Below are 18800 nucleotides of genomic sequence, written 5' to 3'. Positions count from 1 at the left end.
CCCCCAAACGGAGAGTTTAATTAAACAATTTACCAATTAACATCATACCAAACAAAAAGCCTACCGCTAAAGGCCGGCTTAACTGAAAAACATCTATCTGCCAGATTAGGTTGCAAATTCGTTCTGAATCAGAACAATTGCTACCACTTTATTTTACGATATCAAGCAGCTCAACCTCAAACACCAAAACCTGATTCGGGCCGATACTCGGAGGGCCCTGCTGACCATAAGCCAGCTCGGCTGGTATAAACAATTTCCATTTAGAACCCACCGACATAAGTTGAATAGCCTCTACCCAGCCCGGAATTACCTGCCCGACACCAAACTCGGCAGGCTGGCCTCTGTCTATAGAGCTATCAAAAGTTGTTCCATCAATCAGCATACCTTTATAGTGTACTTTTACTTTATCGTTGGCTGTTGGTTTGGCGCCTGTTCCTTCCTTCACAATCTGATACTGCAAACCACTAGGTAACTCTACAACACCGGGTCTTGTTTTATTGGCGGCCAGAAATGCCTCTCCTGCTTTCAGATTGGCACTTGCCTCTTTCATTGCCTGATTCTGAAAATAAGACTGAATATAAGCGTTGGCATCATTAGGGTTAATGGCCGTAGGTGTGCCGTTGAGCACATCTTCTATGGCTTGCGCAAGCATGGCTGTATTGGCTTTAATATTTTGTTGCTTAAGATTGGCGGCAATGTTCATTCCGATTGCATAGCTAAGCGAATCAATGGTATTGCGCATAACTGTTGCTTCGGCCTGCACAGGTTTTGCCGGAGGTGCCGCGGCGGGTCTGGCTGTAGGTGTAGCCGGTTTTTTAGCTGGGGTTTTAGGGGTTTGCGCAAAAGACAATTGTGTGGCAAAAATACTAACTGAGAGAGCTACTATGATTTTCTTCATTTTAAAAACACTGTTTTTGAAATATTTGTTAAGGAACAACAAATAAACGTACTTTTACTTTAAAAATTAGATTTCGAAAAAAAAAACTCTGCAAAATATAAGTTTTCAGTTTTTTTTAAGATTTTTTAACATGGCTCTAACCTCTGAAGAAATAAGGCGATACGACAGGCAGATTATTTTGCCGGAACTAGGCCTGAGCGGCCAGCAAAAACTGAAAGAAGCCCGTGTCCTTGTAGTAGGATGCGGCGGCTTAGGCTGCCCGGTGCTTTTGTATCTGGCAGCCGCCGGTACAGGCACCATTGGTATAGTTGAAGACGACACCGTAGCACTTAGCAACCTTCAAAGGCAGATTATGTATGCTACAGACACAGTGGGGGAGCCCAAACTTCATGAGGCAATTAAAAGGTTAAAGATGCTTAATCCTCTTGTTAATTTCATAGGCTACCAAACGCGCCTTACGGCCGAAAATGCACTTGAAATAATAAGCAATTATGATATTGTGGTAGATGGTACTGATAATTTTCAGACAAGATACCTGGTCAATGATGCCTGCGTAATGCTTAATAAACCTTATGTTTACGGTGCCATCAATCGCTTTGAAGGGCAGGTAGCACTGTTTAATTATAATGAATCGGCTACTTACAGAGACCTGTTCCCGTCTCCTCCCCCACCTGAACAGGCTCCCAACTGCGCCGAAGCTGGTGTTTTAGGCGTATTACCGGGCATTATTGGGTCTATACAAGCGCTTGAAGCCATAAAGGCCATTACAGGTATCGGCGAGCCACTGGCAGGTAAATTGCTGATAATGGATACCCTGAGCATGCAAAGCAGGATGGTGAGGATTCCGAAAATACCCGGCACACCCGCAATAAACAAACTGATAGATTATGAAGCATTTTGTGGTGTAACAGCTGAAACATCAGAACCTTTGGATGAGATAAGTTATGAAGCATATATGCGGTTGGCTGAATCCGATGCTGATGAGGCCCCGTTTCAGTTGATAGATGTACGAGAAAAACATGAGTATGACAGCTTTAATATCAACGGCGAACTAATGCCTTTGTCGGAGCTGGAAAAGCACCTGGCCAAAATAAGACGAGACAAAACGGTGGTTATACACTGCCAGAGTGGTATCAGGAGCAGAAAAGCCATCAGTTTACTAAAAGAAAAATACGGATTTAACAATTTAATAAACCTATCCGGAGGCATCAATGCCATTGTAACGCCCGGCAGCAACGAATGAAAAAAGCAATTTTAGAAAAGGTAAAAGAACTGGTTGAAAAAAGAATGAATACCTCCTGGGAAGCCATGGAGGCGGCCAAAAATTCGGCAAACGAAGAAAGTAAAAGCTCGGCAGGTGATAAATACGAAACAGCTCGAGCCATGGGCCAGCTGGACCGTGAAATGAATGGACGCATGTTTGAGCAGGCCCGTCAGGAAAGACAGTTGCTGGATAAAATCAACCCGGATGTTACACACACTGCTGTCAATTCCGGAGCTCTCACAGAAACTTCAATGGGTACCTTTTATGTGGCTATCGGCACGGGCGCTATAAATGTAAATGGCAAAAGCATAATGGTTATTTCTCCGCAATCGCCTATTGGGCAGGTAATTATGAGAAAACAAATTGGAGAAACGTTTACGTTCAGAGGCAAAACTGAGCAAATTATCAGTATTGAATAACCCGGCAGCCTAACATTATAATGTTGATACCTGATGTTTTGAAAAACTGATTCAGCAATGATACTTAGATTCTCGGGCTGAATCAATTTACAGAACAGATATTGGTTCGATAGAGAATACTGTTACTTTACCACCCATTGTAATAGCTTAGATAATGGCTTGGCATATAGGGTATACCAGCGCGGCTCAAGGCCGTTTATGGTCCATGCCAAACGGTCTTCCCGGTTGGCGGCAAGGCGTTTTCTGAAAGAACTGTTGCTGTTGCCACCAATACGCATTTTCATTAAAACCTCTGGTATGTAACAGGCCGATACATTATACTTGTATAACATCCTCAACATCAACTCGTAGTCGGCGGCACTCTGCAAATTCAGATTATACAGGCCATGCGCATCATAAATCTTTTTCTTGAGAAAAAATGCGGTATGCGGCGGCATCCAGCCATTGAGAAATCTGTTTTTATTATACTCGCCAGAGACCCAGTTTCTCTCAATTTTCGTTACATCTTTGTTGTTTACGTAGTGAAGGTCTCCATAAACTGCATCTGCCTTAGATTCCTGAAACGCCTTTGCTACCTTTGATATCACGTGGCTGTCAGGATAAAAATCATCAGAACCAACAATTCCGATGGCTTCACCGGTGGCCATACTTACACCTTTGTTCATGGCATCATAAATGCCTTTGTCTTTCTCAGAAACCCATCTGATTTTATCTCCATACGACTTTAAAATATCAACAGTACCATCGCTCGATGCCCCATCAACTATCAAATGCTCAATATCAGGGTAATCCTGCGCCAGCACACTATCTATGGTATCTTTAATGGTTGCAGCAGAGTTAAATGCCGCAGTTACTATTGAAATCTTCATCGGGGTATATTCATTTGCCGTTAAAAAAGCAATTCTTTTGGTAAAGCCAAAACTACAAAAGTCTTTTGGCAGGCGACCGGGACACCGAGCATTTTTTATTGAAGACCATAAAAACGAACTGCGTTTTCACCAAAAATTTTATCCTTTTCTGTCTGGGTTAGTTTTTCAAAATATGACTGCACAATAGAAAGCTGGTCTTCATACGCACCTGCAACCAGACAAACCGGCCAGTCTGACCCATACATGAGGCGATTTGTACCAAAGCAATCGAGTACCGTATCCAGATAAATATAGAAGTCTTCTTTCTTCCAGTTATACCAGTCGGCCTCAGTTACCATACCAGATACTTTACAGTAAACCTGCTCATGCCGGGCTATCTCTTTCATGTAGTTTGACCACCGCGATATTTCCTTGTTCTTAATGTCTGGCTTGGCAATGTGGTCAATTACAAATTTATTGTCTGGGCATTCTCTTACAATATGCAACGCATCTTTTAGTTGTTTCGGATAAATGAGGATGTCGTAAGTATAGCCAAAAGGAACTAACTTTTTCACACCATCAATAAACGATTCCTGCTGCATGAATCCGACGGGTTCTCCCTGCACAATATGCCTGAAACCTTTCAATTTCTGAAACTGGCTGAAATACTTCAGCCTTTCTGCCAGATTATCAGCCCGTAAGTCAATCCAACCTACCACGCCTTTAATAAAAGAGTATAAATCAGCAAATTTCAAAAAATCAATATTCTCCTGTTCAGACTGATTCACCTGCACCAGTACGCAGCCATCTATTCCATTTTTGTTCAGCAGGGGTTCTAAATCAGCAGGAAGGAAATCACGCTGAATAGATTTCATAGATTCGTCAATCCAATCATAGTCTTTTGCATTGTAATGCCAGAAATGTTGATGCGCGTCGATAGTCATAAGTAAGGGAGTTAGCTAATTATATTTTGAATGCCGAAAAAACATATCTGAAAAATGAGCAGCCAGAGGGCTATCGGATTATCTTTTCTGAATTTAAGGCTGAAAAACAAAGCGAATAAAAAAGCAGAAACAATAAACCACGCTATGTAATTCTGTAAAGGCGGCTGAAGAGAGTCCCATGACCACATATTTAAACGGATTGCTACCGGCTCTATCAGTACATCAAGTAGTGTCATTGACAATGCCCCTAAACTAATCTTTACAATAAAAGGCACAGATAAACGACTAATTGAGCTACCTATACAATAAATTAAAAGCAGCCAGTTGGCGCCTATCAATGGCGGAACATCAATAATCTTGAAGCCGAGTGTGGTTTCATATTGGTAATGACCGAAAATGATGCCGGTATGTACACCTGCTACCTCAATAAAATAGCCGGTAAGAAAAGTAATTACTGCAAAAATATAAAACGGGCCATTGAATTGCTGGTTAAAACCCAGAAGTATAACCAACGACACCACCAGATTAAATGGTGTAAGCGCCTGAAAAAGCTCGGTTGTCTGTGGGATATTCAGCCCAATTAGGCCTGCCAGATACATAGAGGCAAGCAAAAGCAGGTATGGCCTCGGATTCCTCATCAGCTTAATAGTTTAGTAGTATGAAACGTCACCAATCCGTCTATTGGGGCCATCAGTATTTTTCCTATCTGTAATTTCAGTTTCAGGGCTTCTTTACGTAATAGCTGCTCATAATAAAAAGCAACCGAGCCTACAAAATTGAGTTCTGCCTCATGGCACATCGGGTATTTTAATATGTACTTTTCAAAAAAAGCATTAAAAGTCCCCCTTACAAGATTATCACAAAACTGATGGCGGATGTTATCATGCAGAAATTTACCAAAAGCCGCAAAATAACGGTTAGGGAAAGGCCGATGATAGGCATTTTCTAACACCAGAAGCCGGTCTGTTACGCCATATTGCGCCTCAAACAATTGTCTGATATCTGCCGGCATTTCTTTGTGCAGATACGCTAGCAACAATAACTTACCCAGGTGGCCTCCGCTGCCTTCATCGCCCAGCCAGAAACCCAGCGGCGGTACCTGAAAATCTATTTTCTCTCCGTCAAAATAGCAGGAATTTGAACCCGTACCCAGAATACAGGCTATACCAGGGCTGTGTCCGCAGGCGGCTCTGGCAGCACCCAGCACATCACTATTAACTTCAATAAGGCCGGTGGCAGTAAATACAGCTTGTAATGCCGAACGCACAACGGTGGTTTTTTCGTCGTTAGTTATTCCGGTGCCGTAATAGTATATATCTGTTATATTGCCTGAAACTTGTGGTAAAACTCCGCTTTTCAGCTCTGCAGCAATGGTGGCGGTGTCTTGATAATACGGATTAAACCCAACTGTTCGCACCTGCCCTATTACTTGGCCTTTATCTAAAATACGCCAGTCTGTCTTGGTTGAGCCACTGTCTGCAATGAGTATCATTTATTATCTTTCGAAAGGTTAAAATCCTCCTAATCCGTAAGTCTGGCGGCGGCGGCTAAGTTTCAATTCCTGCAGCAGCGTGCTTCGCACGCGCAGGTCAAAAGAATAGTTACTTGAACGGATATTATTACCAGCTATGGGTGTCCAGTTAAAACTCATGTCCCAGCAGTGCAGTTCACGATGCAGGCTGATGTTGGTTAATGTAGCGGCTTTGAACTGAAAATCCCATCCGGTATTGAAACCAATTTTCCATTTGGGTGTAAGACTTAAGTCACCCTGCACTGTTACAGCCTGGGTAATTTGCGGATTCGCCAGCCCCTGTTTTATGTAGTTCAGGTTATAACTGATACTGAGGGTCCAGGGTATAGAGAAGTCAACATAAAGTTCAGGATTGGTTGCCACAAATTTCTTCATGGCCTCCATAGCCGGGTCAGTTGACCTCATCTCTTTAGGTTTCTCTTTTGATTTATCAAAAGTTGCCGGCGATAACCTTGTGGCAATGGCCACGTTGGCATTGCGCAAGGTAGCCAGATTGCTCAGACTGAACTTATCAGCCTGCGAAATCTTATAAAACCTTGTAATACGCCCGGCGGGGTTCTGAAGCTGCAAAGCGCTGGTAGCTTCCTGTCTGTAATAATACGGGTCAAGGCTGCCAGATACATTAATATTTATCAGGTTCTTAAGTAAATTGGTATTGGCTGAAATATTGATATTAGAAAGATTCATGGAGTCGCCAATGGCCAGGAGGTTGTAACTTCCGCTGATACCGAGGTTATCAAGCAATGAAATTTTTTCAAATGCTTTAGCAGCAGTATCTGACCTGGACCTAACTTTGGCTTCCAACTGGTTAGTAAGAGAAAAACCAATACTACCAGATGCCCCCGCTGACGCCCCAAGTGTAGGGTATCTTGGTAAAAGTTTATTGAGGCGGGTGCGGTTTATAACACCATTGACGGTGTCCTGATCGATGCGCACAACCATGTAATCAAACAGATTCTTGGTGAAATCAGGGGCATAATTTACGCTGATTGACGGTGCCAGGGTATGTCTGATAGCCTGCAGGCGCCCTTTTCCCCTGAACTGATAAGTACCATAAACACGGGTATTCATGCTACCCGATACAGAGGTCTGATAGGTTGGAAAAAAGCCCTTAATGGTATCTATTTTAACGGCATTCTGACTTTCGATATACTGATAGCGGAGCGATTGGGTGAAAATATCGCCCCTTAACGACACACTGGGGGTAAAGTTGATGTATCGCGCAATTTTGAAGTTAGGCAATACAATAGGAATAGAATAGGTAGTACGAAACTGCCCGTCTGAAAGGATGTCCTGAAAGGCATTCAGGCTGTTTATCTTCCTTACATTATTCAGCCTTTCCTGAATAGCCTTTTGTTTTTCTCTTTCCGCCGGAGTCAGCGTCAGCGGATTGGCATCTCTCAACCGAATTTCTTCGTTTGTAAGCGGCTTCGCTTCTATTGATTCATAAGAACCATCCGGCAACTGACGAACAATTTTGTATTCTGAATAACTGGTAATGCTATTTACTTTAGTGTTGGTGGCCTGATACCCACCATTGACATTAAAACCTACCCTAAAAGACTCAAACCAGCGGCCAACCATTTTCTTTTCGGGTATGAATGGGTTAAACTGATTTAAACCCAAACTGTAATTCAGGTTGGCATCTACCTGCCCTGTTGTAAAGTTCTGAGAAATATTAAGCCCGGTACTGGTTACAAACTTCTGTGCAAAAGTACGGTTATACTGAACCGATGAATTGGAGGTACTGCTCAGATAATTGCTTACATCGGCTGTATTAACATTGTTTCGATTAAAACCATTGCTACGCAGGTTTACTGATGACGAGAAACTCCTGTCTGGCCTTTTGTTGGCGGGTGAATGCGACCAGTTAAGACTAAAGTCTTTGGCGCTTGACTGCGTAGTTTTAGGATCTATTACCTCAGCAACGGGTTTGTTGTAATTGTACTGAAAACTTAAATTGCCGGAGTATTTATATCGTTTGGAATAGCTGGACTGAACCCCTACCCCAAAGCTGCCTTTGGAGTATATCTGAGCGAGTACTTTAGCGCCGATGTTCTCGCTGATAGCGAAATAATAACCGAAATCGCGGAAATAAAAGCCACGGTTACGGGGTTCTTCTCCGTAAGACCCCATAATAATGCCAGAAGTACCTATTTCTTTCTTTTTGGGAACAGGAAAAAACCCAAAGGGCAGGCCCAACGGCAGCGGTACACCACTTAAAACAAAATTAAATGGCCCCGATATTATCTGTTTTTTATTGACAAGCTTGATTTTTCTGGCTGCAATATGAAAATGCGGTTCTTTCAGGTTACAGGTAGTGTACTTGGCGTGTACCAGGTACAGGTTATCTTCGGGGTCTTTCTTTACCCGCTCTCCCTGCACAAAACCTTCACCCTGCCTGGTAACAATATTCTTGATAATGGCCTTCCTTGACTTAAAGTTATACCTGATGGTATCTGTATTATACGTGTCTCCGGCCTGTGTAAAAACAGGTTTGCCTTTTACTTTCTCTCCCTTTTTGGTGGTATCCGGCGAGCCGTGTGCAAAAATCTCGTTCTTTCCCCAGTCAAGCCTGATGTAGTCGGCATCCAGAGCAATATCGCCATAGGTAACCTTAGCCTGGCCGTAGAGATGCACCGTACGGCCGTCTACTTCCATTACTGTTGAATCCTGGGCAGTATATTTTACGATTGACTGAAGGCTGTTATCTTTACTCTTCAGTGAGTCAGGAATAATTACTTTTACGGTATCCTGTTTTTCGGCAAACAACTTATTACCTGCTGCACGGGCTTTTCTGGGAGTCTCCGGAAGTGGCTGTCCAAAGCCACTATTTCCGGTACCGGCGCGCCTGAGCGGGTCAATAGTCGGAAACTGCGCAAAGACAGATACACTGAACAAAAAGCAACAGAGTATAAGTGGAAACTTCAAGAGATTATATTTCATTTAAAATTATACCGAAAAACTGTTAACCGCCGGGCGTTTTTCTTATGTTTTCAGACAAGATTGTATTTATTGTCGCCTCAAAAATAGTATTTTTGTAATCAAATTACGTTCTATCACTGGAATAACGGTGTAACGTGGCACAAAATTAGCTTATTAAAACATTAGACAGAACGTTTGCCCGGAAAATCATGTTAAAAATTCTTAAAGCTTTGTTTATTGCCATTGTTGCAACTGTTTCGGCAGATGCGCAAACGGGAAAAATAAGAACTATCGTAATTGATGCAGGTCATGGCGGAAAAGACCCCGGCACCAGCCACGGAAAACTAAGAGAAAAGGATATTGCACTAAGCATTACGCTTAAAACAGGCCGGCTAATTGAGGAAGAACTGGGCATAAAGGTGGTATATACCCGTAAAAAAGACGTTTTTATTCCACTACATGAAAGAGGCGCCATTGCCAACCGCAGCAAAGCCGATTTGTTTATTTGCATTCATGTAAATGCCAACCCCTATTCATCTGCTGTTTATGGGTCTGAAACCTATACAATGGGGCTGCATAAAACAGAAGAAAACCTTGAACTGGCCAAACGTGAAAACGGCGTAATATTGTTAGAAGATAATTACGAGAAAAACTACGATTTCAACCCGAATTCACCACTTGCACACATAAAAATGGCAAATTACCAGAATGCCTTTATGAAACAAAGCTTAAATCTGGCTTCGAAGGTTGAAAAACAATTTCAAAAAAACGGGCGTAAAAGCAGAGGGGTAAAACAGGCGGGTTTTCAGGTGCTATGGGAAACAACCATGCCCGGAATTTATATTGAAACCGGGTATCTGACGAATACAACTGACAGAAAGATTCTGGAAAGTGAGGAAGGACACAACAAAATTGCCAGTGCCATAGTTAAAGCCATAAAAGCATATAAAGAAGAAGTAGAAAAATAAGTTTAAATTACTAACCGATAGAACCACAAGTACGGGCGATCAGGTTTAAAAAAGTTGACAGCGTCTGTGCTTATAATTAAATTCACCATATACGTATTATTATGAAAAAGGAAGTAAAAGTAGGACTGCTGGGTATTATAACATTTGTTATTTTTTATCTGGGCTTTAATTTCTTGAAAGGCCTGGACGTTTTCAGCACTGAAAACGAATACTATGCCTATTACTCTAATGTTGAAGGCCTGCAGACCTCAAACCCTGTAATGTATAATGGTGTTACCATAGGGCGAGTAGTAGAAGTAATACCAGAGCAGGACCGCAACAGAGTAAAAGTTTTACTTGCCATTAAGAGAGATATAATGCTCAACGACAACTCGGTGGCCATTCTGGCTGATAACGGGCTGTTGGGAGGTAAAATGATAAAAATGCTGATTCAGGCAGGAAATCCAATCAAAGATGAGGGCGTTCTTAAAAGTGAAATTGAGGGTGGTTTGATGAGTGGCCTGAGCGAAAAAGCCTCTCCAATCTTAAAAAATGCCGATTCGCTGCTTATTTCGCTCACAACGGTTGTTAAACAATTTGATCAGACGGGCGTGGCTCTGAAAGCGCTTATCAGCAATGCCGATGCCACCACTACGGGTGTAAATTCAGTAGTTGCTGCTAACGCCCAGAACCTATCTGCTGTAACAGCCAATGCTGCTTTGCTTACGGCCAATCTGAATACGCTTACGACAAGCCTGGACACCCAGATTAAACCCATTCTGAAAAAGACAAACACTTTTGCAGATTCATTAAATGCCATAAGGATGGGAGAAACACTGGCACAACTTAACCGCTCTGTTGCCAGTATGCACCAGATACTGAACGAAATCAACCATGGAAAAGGCACCATAGGCAAACTGGCTACAAACGACTCGCTTTATGTTAATCTTGACCGTACTGCTGCCAACCTGGCTGTTCTTTTAGCAGACCTGAAGGCCAATCCGAAACGTTATGTTCATTTTTCATTGTTTGGCAAAAAAGACAAAGAAGCCAAAAAGTAAGTTACCTTACCTTGTGAGGTTTCCGCCTTTTTGTAAGCATTGCCAGATTTAAGCCATAACCTATGCGACGCCCCATAAACCTACTGATTATTCTGATTGTTGCTTTTGTAGCCATTTTTCTGTGGGAAAAACTAAAGAACTTTAACCCGTTTGGCACAGAAGAGGCAAGCACCACCCACAATATTGTTTTGAAAGAAATGACAACGCTGGGCAAGATAGAACTGGCTAATTTTACTTTTCGTGATGTGGTTGAGCAGGAAATAAAACGAAGCTATTTGCCAAACCCGAAGGCAATTCTGATTGTACAGGGCAATGCAATAGGGTGTATTGATTTAACCAAAGTAAGGGCAGAAGACGTAGCTACAAAAAACGATACGCTTATTGTGCATTTGCCAGACCCCGAGCTGTGCCATTATAGCATAGACCACAAAAATTCGAAGATTTATGATACGCAGTATGCGTTTATGAACGAGCAACAACTACTAAATGAAGCCTATAAAAGTGCAGAAAGCAAAATTCAGCAATCGGCACTGGAAATGGGTATTCTTGAACAAACCAGAAAAAATGCCGATTTAGTTTTAAGGCCAATTCTTGAAAACATATCGGGCAAAAAGGTTGTGCTGCAATTCAGGCTTTCGGCAACATTAAGCGCCCCAAAATAAGCATCAGACTTTACCACCATAGGCCAGGTCTCCGGCATCACCCAAGCCAGGAACAATATAAGATTTATTGTTCATTTCCTCATCAACATCACCAATCCATAAACGGCATTGCGGCAGGCGGGCATTAATAAAACGTACGCCTCTTCTGCTGGCTATAGCAGATACGATATGCGTTTTGGCTGGTATACCGTATCTTAGCATGGCATGGTAGGCCTTCTCGATTGACTTACCGGTTGCCAGCATAGGGTCACTGATAATCAGTATTTTGTCTTGTATATCAGGGCTTGTAATGTAGTCCATCTCTATTTCAAACGACTCCTTCTCATCATGCTTGCCACGATATGCGCCTATAAATGCGTTTTCGGCCTTATCGAAGAAATTAAGCAAGCCCTGATGAAGCGGCAAACCTGCTCTGAGAATAGTAACCAGCACTATCTGCTGCGACATCTGCTGAGTAATTTTTGCGCCCAGAGGAGTGGTTACATCCTTATTCTGGTAACTCAGTGTCTTAGAGATTTCATAGGCAAAGATTTCACCCAGCCGCTCCATATTTTTACGGAACCTGAGGGCATCTTTCTGAATCTGCTGGTCACGGAGTTCTGCCAGGAAATGGTTTGCAACAGAGTAGTTTTCGGTCAGAACAAACATACTGATTGAGTTGAGATGATTAAATACTTAAAATATGAACCATTCTAAGTAAATCATCATGGATAGGCTTTGGTTTTTTGATAGTGTCAATAAACGGTGTATAAACCAGTTCGTTGTTCACTATACCTGCCATTACGTTTTTGTTTCCTTTTATTAGACCTTCTACTGCACCCACACCCAGGCGGCTGGCCAGAATACGATCGTAGGCAGTTGGGGTTCCACCGCGCTGAATATGCCCCAGGGTGGTAACTCTGATATCTAACTTATCAGCCACCTGCGACTTAATCTTTTCAGCAATTTCAGTGGCGTGCCCTTCTTCGTCACCCTCAGCAACTACAACTATTGAAGAAGACTTAGAGCGTGTCCATCCGTCTTTCAAGGTGCTTAGTACTTTTTTAAGCGGTGTATGGGTTTCTGGTACCATTACAATTTCGGCTCCGCCACCAATACCCGACTGAATGGCAATATAGCCAGAGTCGCGCCCCATAACTTCAATAAAGAACACGCGGTCGTGCGAATCAGCTGTATCACGTATTTTATCTATGGCCTCAAGGGCAGTATTTACGGCAGTATCAAACCCGATTGTGTAGTCGGTGCCATACAGGTCATTATCAATAGTACCCGGGCAACCTACGGTTGGTATTTCGTATTCGTTATAAAAAACTTCAGCTCCTGTAAATGTTCCGTTTCCACCAATCGCTACAAGCCCTTCTATACCGGCATTCATCAGATTCTCGTAGGCTTTTTTTCTACCTTCGGGTGTCATAAATGCCTTACTGCGTGCAGATTTAAGAATGGTTCCGCCTCTTTGAACAATATTACTTACCGATTGCGAGGTCATCGGAAAAACGTCTCCCGCAATCATTCCGCTATATCCTCTTCTGATACCAAATACCTCCAGTCCATGATAGATTGCTCCACGTACCACCGCTCTAATACAAGCATTCATGCCCGGAGCATCTCCACCAGAAGTAAAAACTGCAATTCGTTTCATCTTAAATAGGTACTTTATTTTAGCTTAGAATTAAAATATTAATAGTTCAATAGGGTTGTATTGTTTCAGCGCAAAAGTAATCAGTTTTATTTATTTCTCCCAAATTTTAATTGTTATTAGTATTTAATGATTATTCTGTTAAAAGCAATTTAATCAAAACATTATTCTAACTTGTAATTATTTTTAGAAATATTTGAACTATATCAGCTTCAAAAGCACAATATGGCTTAAAGTTAAAACAATTTTTAAAATATTAGCAAGGTCTAATCTTTGCTACAATACAAAGATTAATACCTTGATACGTTAATTTCTATATATTTACAACTGCATACCCGATACTTATGAATTCAGAGTTAAAACCAAAACCCGTTTCTTATTCACGCACTACCATTACTGAGCTTATGATTCCGTCTTATGCCAATTTCGGAGGGAAGATTCACGGTGGTATTCTATTGTCATTAATGGATAAAGTAGCTTATGCCTGTGCCTCTAAGCATGCAGGCGCCTATGTGGTTACGGTGTCTGTTGATGGTGTTACTTTCTTGCAGCCCATAGAGGTTGGCGAGCTTCTATCTTTACATGCTTCGGTTAATTATGTAGGTAAAAGCTCATTGCTGATAGGCATAAGGGTAGTTAGTGAAAATGTAAAAACAGGAGAGCAAAAACATACCAATACGTCTTATTTTACTATGGTGGCAAAAGATGATGAAGGGAAACCAACGCTTGTTCCGGAGCTTATAATTGAAACCAGAGAAGACCTGCGCCGATGCCTGGAGGCCATTAAACGCAAACAGCTGAAAGAAAGGTATAAAGACGAGTTTGATAACCGGATATCAGCGCAACATCTGGATGAAAACATGCATTTATTAGAAAACGAAAGAGCCATTTTAAGCTTATAATTAAACGTTGTATGAAGCTACCTGCCTGCCTTTTGATGGTCTTACTCTTGCATTTTGATGTTTCGGCGCAGAATTTTGACATCAACGTTCTAAAAAACATTCAATCGAACAGAAATCACAGGCTAGATGCTGCCTTTGAAAATTTCAGCAAGTCTACCTACCCTGTCAGTGCGGCCGTTCCGATTGGTATGCTGGGTGTAGGGTTAATCACTAAGAATAAAAACCTTCAAAGAGAAGGGTTGGCCTCTGGTGCCGCACTGGCGGTATCTTTAGGAACAACCTTTGTTTTGAAGAAAGTAATTGACCGACCGCGCCCTTACGAGAAGTATCCGTTTATTAACCCCTACGTTTTAGAAACTGACCCATCTTTCCCATCGGGCCATACTACCGCTGCGTTTTCGGCAGCTACCTCTTTAAGCCTTGCCGTACCTAAGTGGTATGTAATAGTGCCGGCGTATGCATGGGCTGGTACTGTTGCTTATTCGCGCTTGCATCTGGGAGTCCATTACCCTACCGATGTATTAGTCGGGGCAGTTATCGGAGCTGGTTCGGCCTGGGCAACCCATCGCATTAATCGCTGGCTGAAAAAGAAAAGATAAGTACACATTAACTGACAGTGATTGCAGTTTTCTGCCTGCGGAATTCTGATGGGCTAAGGCCTTTGTATTTTTTGAATAAGCGGTTCAGATGGCTTTCGTCAGTAAAACTCAATTCAAAAGCAATTTCATTCATGCGCATATCGCTATACTGCAAGCGGGTCTCTACCAGTTTCAACTTATAGTTGATAATGTATTGTTGTAAGCTTTCGCCGGTTAGTTTCTTGAAGTACTCTCCTATGTAGTTAGGCGAAATATTAAACTGATCTGCCATTGCATCGGTTTTCAACAATTCGGGTGTGTAAATGTTTTTATGTATATAGCCCAAAATGCTCAGGTCTTTACTTTCGGTATTTTTAGGCAGTTCGGTTGAGGCGAGCGATACATTGCGGGCAACAACGGTAAGCAGGGTGTTTACAATCTGCTGGCTGAGTTCTCTCTGATAAGGCTGCTGATTCACATATTCACGAATCAGTGCTTCAATCAGTGATTTTACCAGAGGTTTATCGGCCTTATTTTTAAGTATGCATCCCGGTAGCCGGTTATAATTCTGGAAAATGAATTCCAGCCTGCGGAGCCATTCTTTACCTTGTTCTTTGAGATACACATCATTAAAACGGATAAAGAAAAACCGGGTGGCTCTTTCAACCTCAAACGAATGACAGTCTTGAGGCATTAACAAAAACAGTTTTTCGGGTCCGTAAGTCCATTTATTTTTATTAATGCACTGAACACCCGTGCCGTCAATGATGTAAACCAGCTCAAAAAAATTATGTTTGTGTCCGGTTATCGGACACTCGCTGGTTTCAACATATTCAATTTCAAAAGGCTCGTATAAATTTCTTATCTGCATGCCTGCAAATATACAAGACAAACCTGTACTTATACAAGCAAATATGTTTTTGCAGGCGCTAATTTTGTGCCATTAAAACATTAAACAACAATGAAAGCAATAGTATTAAAAGAATTTGGCGGCGTTGAAAACTTTTCAATAGAGAATTTGCCCATTCCGGCCCTAAATGAAAACGAAGTATTGGTAGAAGTAAAAGCCGTTAGTATTAATCCGGTAGATGCAAAGACACGCTCAGGCAAAGCCATGGCCGGCAGGCTGAAAACTGAGAGTCCGGTTATATTGGGTTGGGATATCTCCGGTGTGGTAACCCGGACGGGCTCAGAAGTAACAACCTTTAAAGTGGGCGATGAAGTTTTTGGCATGGTCAATTTCCCCGGCCATGGTAAGGCTTATGCCGAATACGTGGCCGCTCCTGCAGCACATCTGGCACTGAAACCAGGCAATATTACCCATGAAGAAGCGGCAGCTGCTACTCTGGCTGCATTGACAGCCTGGCAGGCACTACATACGCACAGTAAAATAAAACCTAATGACCGTGTGTTGATACATGCCGCTGCAGGTGGTGTCGGGCATTTTGCGGTTCAATTGGCAAAGCACTTGGGCGCTTACGTAATAGGCACTGCTTCAGCGGTCAATAAAGAATTTGTGTTAAGTCTGGGTGCTGATGAATACTTCGATTACAAAGCCCAACCCTTTGAAGAAGTAATAAATGATATTGATATTGTGCTGGATACCGTTGGTGGTAATAACATTGAACGCTCATTTGAAGTAGTAAAAAAAGGCGGAACAGTGATTACATTACCCTCAAACACCTCAGAAGGCATAGTTGAAAAAGCAAAAGAGAAAGGCATTAACGGTTTCTTCTTCCTGGTGCAGTCGAACGGAGAAGATATGCAACAAATAGCCTCTCTTCTTGAAAGCGGAACCCTTAAAGCACATGTTTCTGGTGTTTATACTTTTGATGAAATAGGCAAAGCCCACCAACAGATAGAGACTGGCTCAACCAAGGGAAAAATTGTTATAAAACCCTGACAATTCTGATTGTATCAGCAATAAATCAATAATCTATTAACAACCATGATTAACAATTCTTCAACATTTTTGCTTCTTCGCCTGGCAGTGGGCATGAGCATGTTTGGCCACGGTTTTGTGCGGGTTTTTAAACTGGCCAAATTCAGCGAATGGATGCTTGGGAAATATGAAAACTCCTTGCTGCCAGCCGCACTGGTTAAGCCGTTCAGCTATGCGCTGCCCATAGTTGAACTCGTTATTGGCGTATTAATCATTATTGGTCTGTTTACCAGACAGGCTTTACTGGTTGGGGGTATCACGATGGTAATACTTATTTTTGGTTCCTGCATGATAGAAGATTGGGGCGGTATCCCGTCTCAAATGATACATACTTTCTTTTTTGCCTTATTGCTTTCTTATCTCAACCATAACAGTTATGCAGTAGACAGCGCCTCAAAAAAGCAATAAATATTTAGGCCTTAAGTAAATTTTTAAAAAATCTTCAGCTGCACTGACATACGGTTGTCAGTGCAGCTGATTTGTTTTGAAGCATAAACCAATTGATTTATGCCTCCAACAACCAACACCAACATTCGTGCTAATAAGTATCAGTATCTGCAAGAAAGCGTGCATTACCATGTTCAATGCAGCAGAAAAATAATCCAAAACCTAAAAACTGAGTCCATCGACCCTGCATTGAAGGATAAACTCTGTCAGATATGGCAGATAGAGTCTGCCTGGTTTGCCTGTATCCGGTGCGTACCTCACCCCTACCGGCATGATGGTCAGTTTTTATCTGAAGAAATATTAAACAGCTGGGCACAATTATCTAATCAATTTTCGGCATACGTTTGGTCGCTTAATGAAACCCGTATGAATGAAATGGTTCATGTTTACATACCGGGTGTTTTAGATTTTTATATGCCCAGATTCAAGCTTATACAAATTTGTATTGACCACAGTAAAATCCACCATGAACAACTCAGCAAATTGCTGGTGAATCCTGTGTCAGACTTTAAATATTAGTTTGTTTAACGCTTGCTGAAATATCTTGCATCATTTTTCCATAAGCATTACCAGAACGCTCCTCTTGCATTTTACCTTAATAAATTATAGTATTGAGAAAAAACTCTATTCAGAATTAAATCTGTACTGCCATGTCGTTTCAGGCTTATATTGATAACATACAAAAGAAAACAGGAAAAACCCCTGAAGATTTTAAAAAACTGGCCGAAGCCAAAGGCTTATTAAGGCCTGATGTTAAAGCCGGTGAAATTGTGGGATGGCTGAAAGCGGATTTTGACCTGGGGCATGGGCACGCCATGGCTATTTATGCCACCCTGAACCCAAAACATGCAGATAAACTAAAAGACAAGAAATAGAGCCAAAAACCAGATTTTACAATTCAACCATAAAATAGAATGATTTCTACTGCGCGTGTCTGCTTAGTTACACTACTTGTGTTGTTTGTCTGCTTAGTTGGCCATGCGCAAAAACGTAAACCCCAATTTAAAGTAATTGCTTTTTACACCGCCAAAAACGACAAAGCCCACATAAGCTTTGTTGGCGAAGCCAACAGGTGGTTTCCGAAACTGGCAGAAGAAAATAACTTTGTCTATGATTCAACCAATGACTGGAACAATCTGAATACCGGATTCTTAAAAAAGTATCAGGTTGTTATATTTCTGGATACACGCCCGGAAGACCCCGCACAAAGAGAGGCGTTCAGACAATATATGGATAACGGTGGTGCCTGGATGGGTTTTCACTTTTCAGCATTTGCGCTCAATAATTCAGCTTTTAATCAGGACTGGGATTGGTACCATAACCAGTTTCTGGGTTCCGGCGAATATAAGAGTAATACATGGCGACCGACCCCGGCGGTTTTAAGAGTAGAGGCCAAAAATCATCCTGCCATGAAGAACCTGCCGGAAACCTTCAAATCTTCGCCCAATGAATGGTATCGCTGGAGCAATGATTTAAAAGCGAACCCTGATATTGAAATACTCTTATCTATTGACCCCGGCAGTTTCCCGCTAGGCACAGGCCCCAAACAGCATGAGATTTGGCATAGTGGCTATTATCCGGTGGTCTGGACCAACAAAAATTATAAAATGATTTATGCCAACATGGGGCATAACGACATTGACTACGAAGGCAAAACCAACAAAGAATTATCTTTTACCTTCAACAACGCTACTCAAAACCAGCTTCTGCTGAACGCCCTGCTTTGGCTGGGTGATGGCAAAAAAGTAAAACGGGCTAAAAAACAATAAAGAATTGACATTAATCACCACAGC

Annotated in this window: 21 protein-coding genes; 12 read left to right on the top strand and 9 right to left on the bottom strand. The window is 41.9% G+C overall.

What is annotated here, in order from left to right:
* Positions 1-148 precede the first annotated feature (148 nt).
* The gene (locus NZ848_RS03025; RefSeq protein WP_253533818.1) at positions 149-898 is read right to left on the bottom strand and encodes an FKBP-type peptidyl-prolyl cis-trans isomerase; all 750 of its coding nucleotides are present in this window, start codon (positions 896-898) and stop codon (positions 149-151) included.
* Between the two features lie 130 nt (positions 899-1028).
* Here NZ848_RS03025 and moeB point away from each other — a divergent pair, with 130 nt between their 5' ends.
* Together moeB and NZ848_RS03015 are read left to right on the top strand one after the other, a co-directional pair.
* A complete protein-coding gene (moeB, locus tag NZ848_RS03020; RefSeq protein WP_259014302.1) occupies positions 1029-2141 on the top strand; it encodes a molybdopterin-synthase adenylyltransferase MoeB in 1113 nt (370 codons plus the stop codon).
* Positions 2138-2581, top strand: coding sequence for a GreA/GreB family elongation factor (locus NZ848_RS03015; protein WP_259014301.1), 444 nt, complete (start codon positions 2138-2140; stop codon positions 2579-2581). The genes moeB and NZ848_RS03015 overlap by 4 nt, the downstream gene beginning before the upstream one ends.
* A gap of 122 nt (positions 2582-2703) precedes the next feature.
* Here NZ848_RS03015 and NZ848_RS03010 read toward each other — a convergent pair whose 3' ends face one another.
* From NZ848_RS03010 to NZ848_RS02990, 5 genes are all read right to left on the bottom strand, one after another.
* Entirely contained in the window at positions 2704-3450 is a 747-nt protein-coding gene (locus tag NZ848_RS03010; RefSeq protein WP_259014300.1) for a glycosyltransferase family 2 protein, read from the bottom strand.
* A gap of 95 nt (positions 3451-3545) precedes the next feature.
* Positions 3546-4373 (bottom strand): amidohydrolase family protein, encoded by an 828-nt coding sequence (locus NZ848_RS03005; protein WP_259014299.1) that lies wholly within the window; start codon positions 4371-4373, stop codon positions 3546-3548.
* An 11-nt stretch (positions 4374-4384) separates the two neighbouring features.
* Positions 4385-5011, bottom strand: coding sequence for a carotenoid biosynthesis protein (locus NZ848_RS03000; RefSeq protein WP_259014298.1), 627 nt, complete (start codon positions 5009-5011; stop codon positions 4385-4387).
* On the bottom strand, positions 5011-5865 hold the full coding sequence (locus tag NZ848_RS02995) for an N-acetylglucosamine kinase (protein ID WP_259014297.1): 855 nt from the start codon (positions 5863-5865) through the stop codon (positions 5011-5013). Before NZ848_RS02995 ends, NZ848_RS03000 begins: the two co-directional genes overlap by 1 nt.
* An 18-nt stretch (positions 5866-5883) precedes the next feature.
* Complete coding sequence (locus tag NZ848_RS02990) at positions 5884-8850, bottom strand: putative LPS assembly protein LptD (protein ID WP_259014296.1); 2967 nt, start codon at positions 8848-8850, stop codon at positions 5884-5886.
* Between the two features lie 188 nt (positions 8851-9038).
* On the opposite strand from NZ848_RS02990, the gene NZ848_RS02985 reads away from it, so the two are divergent.
* From NZ848_RS02985 to NZ848_RS02975, 3 genes are all read left to right on the top strand, one after another.
* Entirely contained in the window at positions 9039-9797 is a 759-nt protein-coding gene (locus NZ848_RS02985) for an N-acetylmuramoyl-L-alanine amidase family protein (RefSeq protein ID WP_259014295.1), read from the top strand.
* A gap of 101 nt (positions 9798-9898) precedes the next feature.
* On the top strand, positions 9899-10837 hold the full coding sequence (locus NZ848_RS02980; RefSeq protein ID WP_259014294.1) for an MlaD family protein: 939 nt from the start codon (positions 9899-9901) through the stop codon (positions 10835-10837).
* A gap of 62 nt (positions 10838-10899) precedes the next feature.
* Positions 10900-11499 (top strand): DUF4230 domain-containing protein, encoded by a 600-nt coding sequence (locus NZ848_RS02975; protein ID WP_259014293.1) that lies wholly within the window; start codon positions 10900-10902, stop codon positions 11497-11499.
* Between the two features lie 3 nt (positions 11500-11502).
* On the opposite strand, the gene upp is transcribed toward NZ848_RS02975, so the two are convergent.
* Positions 11503-12147, bottom strand: a complete 645-nt coding sequence (gene upp, locus NZ848_RS02970; protein WP_253533808.1) for a uracil phosphoribosyltransferase — start codon at positions 12145-12147, stop codon at positions 11503-11505.
* Between the two features lie 19 nt (positions 12148-12166).
* Positions 12167-13141 carry a 6-phosphofructokinase gene (pfkA, locus tag NZ848_RS02965; RefSeq protein WP_101727705.1) on the bottom strand — a complete coding sequence of 325 codons (975 nt, stop codon included), beginning with the start codon at positions 13139-13141 and terminating at the stop codon, positions 12167-12169.
* A gap of 341 nt (positions 13142-13482) precedes the next feature.
* On the opposite strand from pfkA, the gene NZ848_RS02960 reads away from it, so the two are divergent.
* On the top strand, positions 13483-14040 hold the full coding sequence (locus NZ848_RS02960; protein ID WP_253533807.1) for an acyl-CoA thioesterase: 558 nt from the start codon (positions 13483-13485) through the stop codon (positions 14038-14040).
* Between the two features lie 11 nt (positions 14041-14051).
* Positions 14052-14639 carry a phosphatase PAP2 family protein gene (locus tag NZ848_RS02955; protein ID WP_259014292.1) on the top strand — a complete coding sequence of 196 codons (588 nt, stop codon included), beginning with the start codon at positions 14052-14054 and terminating at the stop codon, positions 14637-14639.
* Positions 14640-14646: 7 nt separating this feature from the next.
* Here the strand turns inward: NZ848_RS02955 and NZ848_RS02950 are convergent, their stop codons facing one another.
* Positions 14647-15489 (bottom strand): AraC family transcriptional regulator, encoded by an 843-nt coding sequence (locus tag NZ848_RS02950; RefSeq protein WP_259014291.1) that lies wholly within the window; start codon positions 15487-15489, stop codon positions 14647-14649.
* 90 nt (positions 15490-15579) lie between these two features.
* On the opposite strand from NZ848_RS02950, the gene NZ848_RS02945 reads away from it, so the two are divergent.
* From NZ848_RS02945 to NZ848_RS02925, 5 genes are all read left to right on the top strand, one after another.
* Positions 15580-16521: an NADP-dependent oxidoreductase gene (locus NZ848_RS02945; RefSeq protein ID WP_259014290.1), complete on the top strand. Its 942-nt coding sequence runs from the start codon at positions 15580-15582 to the stop codon at positions 16519-16521.
* A 45-nt stretch (positions 16522-16566) separates the two neighbouring features.
* Positions 16567-16968 carry a DoxX family protein gene (locus tag NZ848_RS02940; RefSeq protein ID WP_259014289.1) on the top strand — a complete coding sequence of 134 codons (402 nt, stop codon included), beginning with the start codon at positions 16567-16569 and terminating at the stop codon, positions 16966-16968.
* A gap of 99 nt (positions 16969-17067) precedes the next feature.
* Entirely contained in the window at positions 17068-17526 is a 459-nt protein-coding gene (locus tag NZ848_RS02935) for a hypothetical protein (protein WP_259014288.1), read from the top strand.
* Positions 17527-17657: 131 nt separating this feature from the next.
* Complete coding sequence (locus NZ848_RS02930; protein WP_259014287.1) at positions 17658-17882, top strand: DUF4287 domain-containing protein; 225 nt, start codon at positions 17658-17660, stop codon at positions 17880-17882.
* A gap of 39 nt (positions 17883-17921) precedes the next feature.
* On the top strand, positions 17922-18776 hold the full coding sequence (locus tag NZ848_RS02925) for a ThuA domain-containing protein (protein ID WP_259014286.1): 855 nt from the start codon (positions 17922-17924) through the stop codon (positions 18774-18776).
* The last annotated feature ends 24 nt before the right edge of the window (positions 18777-18800 follow it).

Origin of the sequence: Emticicia fluvialis, from assembly GCF_024793945.1 — a bacterium.
Lineage (GTDB): Bacteria > Bacteroidota > Bacteroidia > Cytophagales > Spirosomataceae > Emticicia > Emticicia fluvialis.
Note: the sequence above shows the minus strand (reverse complement) of the source record. Positions and strands in the feature narration are given on the sequence as shown.

Excerpts from the sequence above, each read along its gene's own strand:
- moeB (WP_259014302.1), top strand. The coding sequence starts at position 1,029 with ATGGCTCTAACCTCTGAAGAAATAAGGCGATACGACAGGCAGATTATT.
- NZ848_RS03025 (WP_253533818.1), bottom strand. The coding sequence starts at position 898 with ATGAAGAAAATCATAGTAGCTCTCTCAGTTAGTATTTTTGCCACACAA.
- NZ848_RS02985 (WP_259014295.1), top strand. The coding sequence starts at position 9,039 with ATGTTAAAAATTCTTAAAGCTTTGTTTATTGCCATTGTTGCAACTGTT.
- NZ848_RS02930 (WP_259014287.1), top strand. The coding sequence starts at position 17,658 with ATGTCGTTTCAGGCTTATATTGATAACATACAAAAGAAAACAGGAAAA.
- NZ848_RS02990 (WP_259014296.1), bottom strand. The coding sequence starts at position 8,850 with ATGAAATATAATCTCTTGAAGTTTCCACTTATACTCTGTTGCTTTTTG.
- NZ848_RS02995 (WP_259014297.1), bottom strand. The coding sequence starts at position 5,865 with ATGATACTCATTGCAGACAGTGGCTCAACCAAGACAGACTGGCGTATT.
- NZ848_RS02925 (WP_259014286.1), top strand. The coding sequence starts at position 17,922 with ATGATTTCTACTGCGCGTGTCTGCTTAGTTACACTACTTGTGTTGTTT.
- NZ848_RS02945 (WP_259014290.1), top strand. The coding sequence starts at position 15,580 with ATGAAAGCAATAGTATTAAAAGAATTTGGCGGCGTTGAAAACTTTTCA.
- NZ848_RS02935 (WP_259014288.1), top strand. The coding sequence starts at position 17,068 with ATGCCTCCAACAACCAACACCAACATTCGTGCTAATAAGTATCAGTAT.
- NZ848_RS02960 (WP_253533807.1), top strand. The coding sequence starts at position 13,483 with ATGAATTCAGAGTTAAAACCAAAACCCGTTTCTTATTCACGCACTACC.
- pfkA (WP_101727705.1), bottom strand. The coding sequence starts at position 13,141 with ATGAAACGAATTGCAGTTTTTACTTCTGGTGGAGATGCTCCGGGCATG.
- NZ848_RS02940 (WP_259014289.1), top strand. The coding sequence starts at position 16,567 with ATGATTAACAATTCTTCAACATTTTTGCTTCTTCGCCTGGCAGTGGGC.
- NZ848_RS02950 (WP_259014291.1), bottom strand. The coding sequence starts at position 15,489 with ATGCAGATAAGAAATTTATACGAGCCTTTTGAAATTGAATATGTTGAA.
- NZ848_RS02975 (WP_259014293.1), top strand. The coding sequence starts at position 10,900 with ATGCGACGCCCCATAAACCTACTGATTATTCTGATTGTTGCTTTTGTA.
- NZ848_RS03000 (WP_259014298.1), bottom strand. The coding sequence starts at position 5,011 with ATGAGGAATCCGAGGCCATACCTGCTTTTGCTTGCCTCTATGTATCTG.
- NZ848_RS03005 (WP_259014299.1), bottom strand. The coding sequence starts at position 4,373 with ATGACTATCGACGCGCATCAACATTTCTGGCATTACAATGCAAAAGAC.
- NZ848_RS03015 (WP_259014301.1), top strand. The coding sequence starts at position 2,138 with ATGAAAAAAGCAATTTTAGAAAAGGTAAAAGAACTGGTTGAAAAAAGA.
- NZ848_RS03010 (WP_259014300.1), bottom strand. The coding sequence starts at position 3,450 with ATGAAGATTTCAATAGTAACTGCGGCATTTAACTCTGCTGCAACCATT.
- NZ848_RS02980 (WP_259014294.1), top strand. The coding sequence starts at position 9,899 with ATGAAAAAGGAAGTAAAAGTAGGACTGCTGGGTATTATAACATTTGTT.
- NZ848_RS02955 (WP_259014292.1), top strand. The coding sequence starts at position 14,052 with ATGAAGCTACCTGCCTGCCTTTTGATGGTCTTACTCTTGCATTTTGAT.
- upp (WP_253533808.1), bottom strand. The coding sequence starts at position 12,147 with ATGTTTGTTCTGACCGAAAACTACTCTGTTGCAAACCATTTCCTGGCA.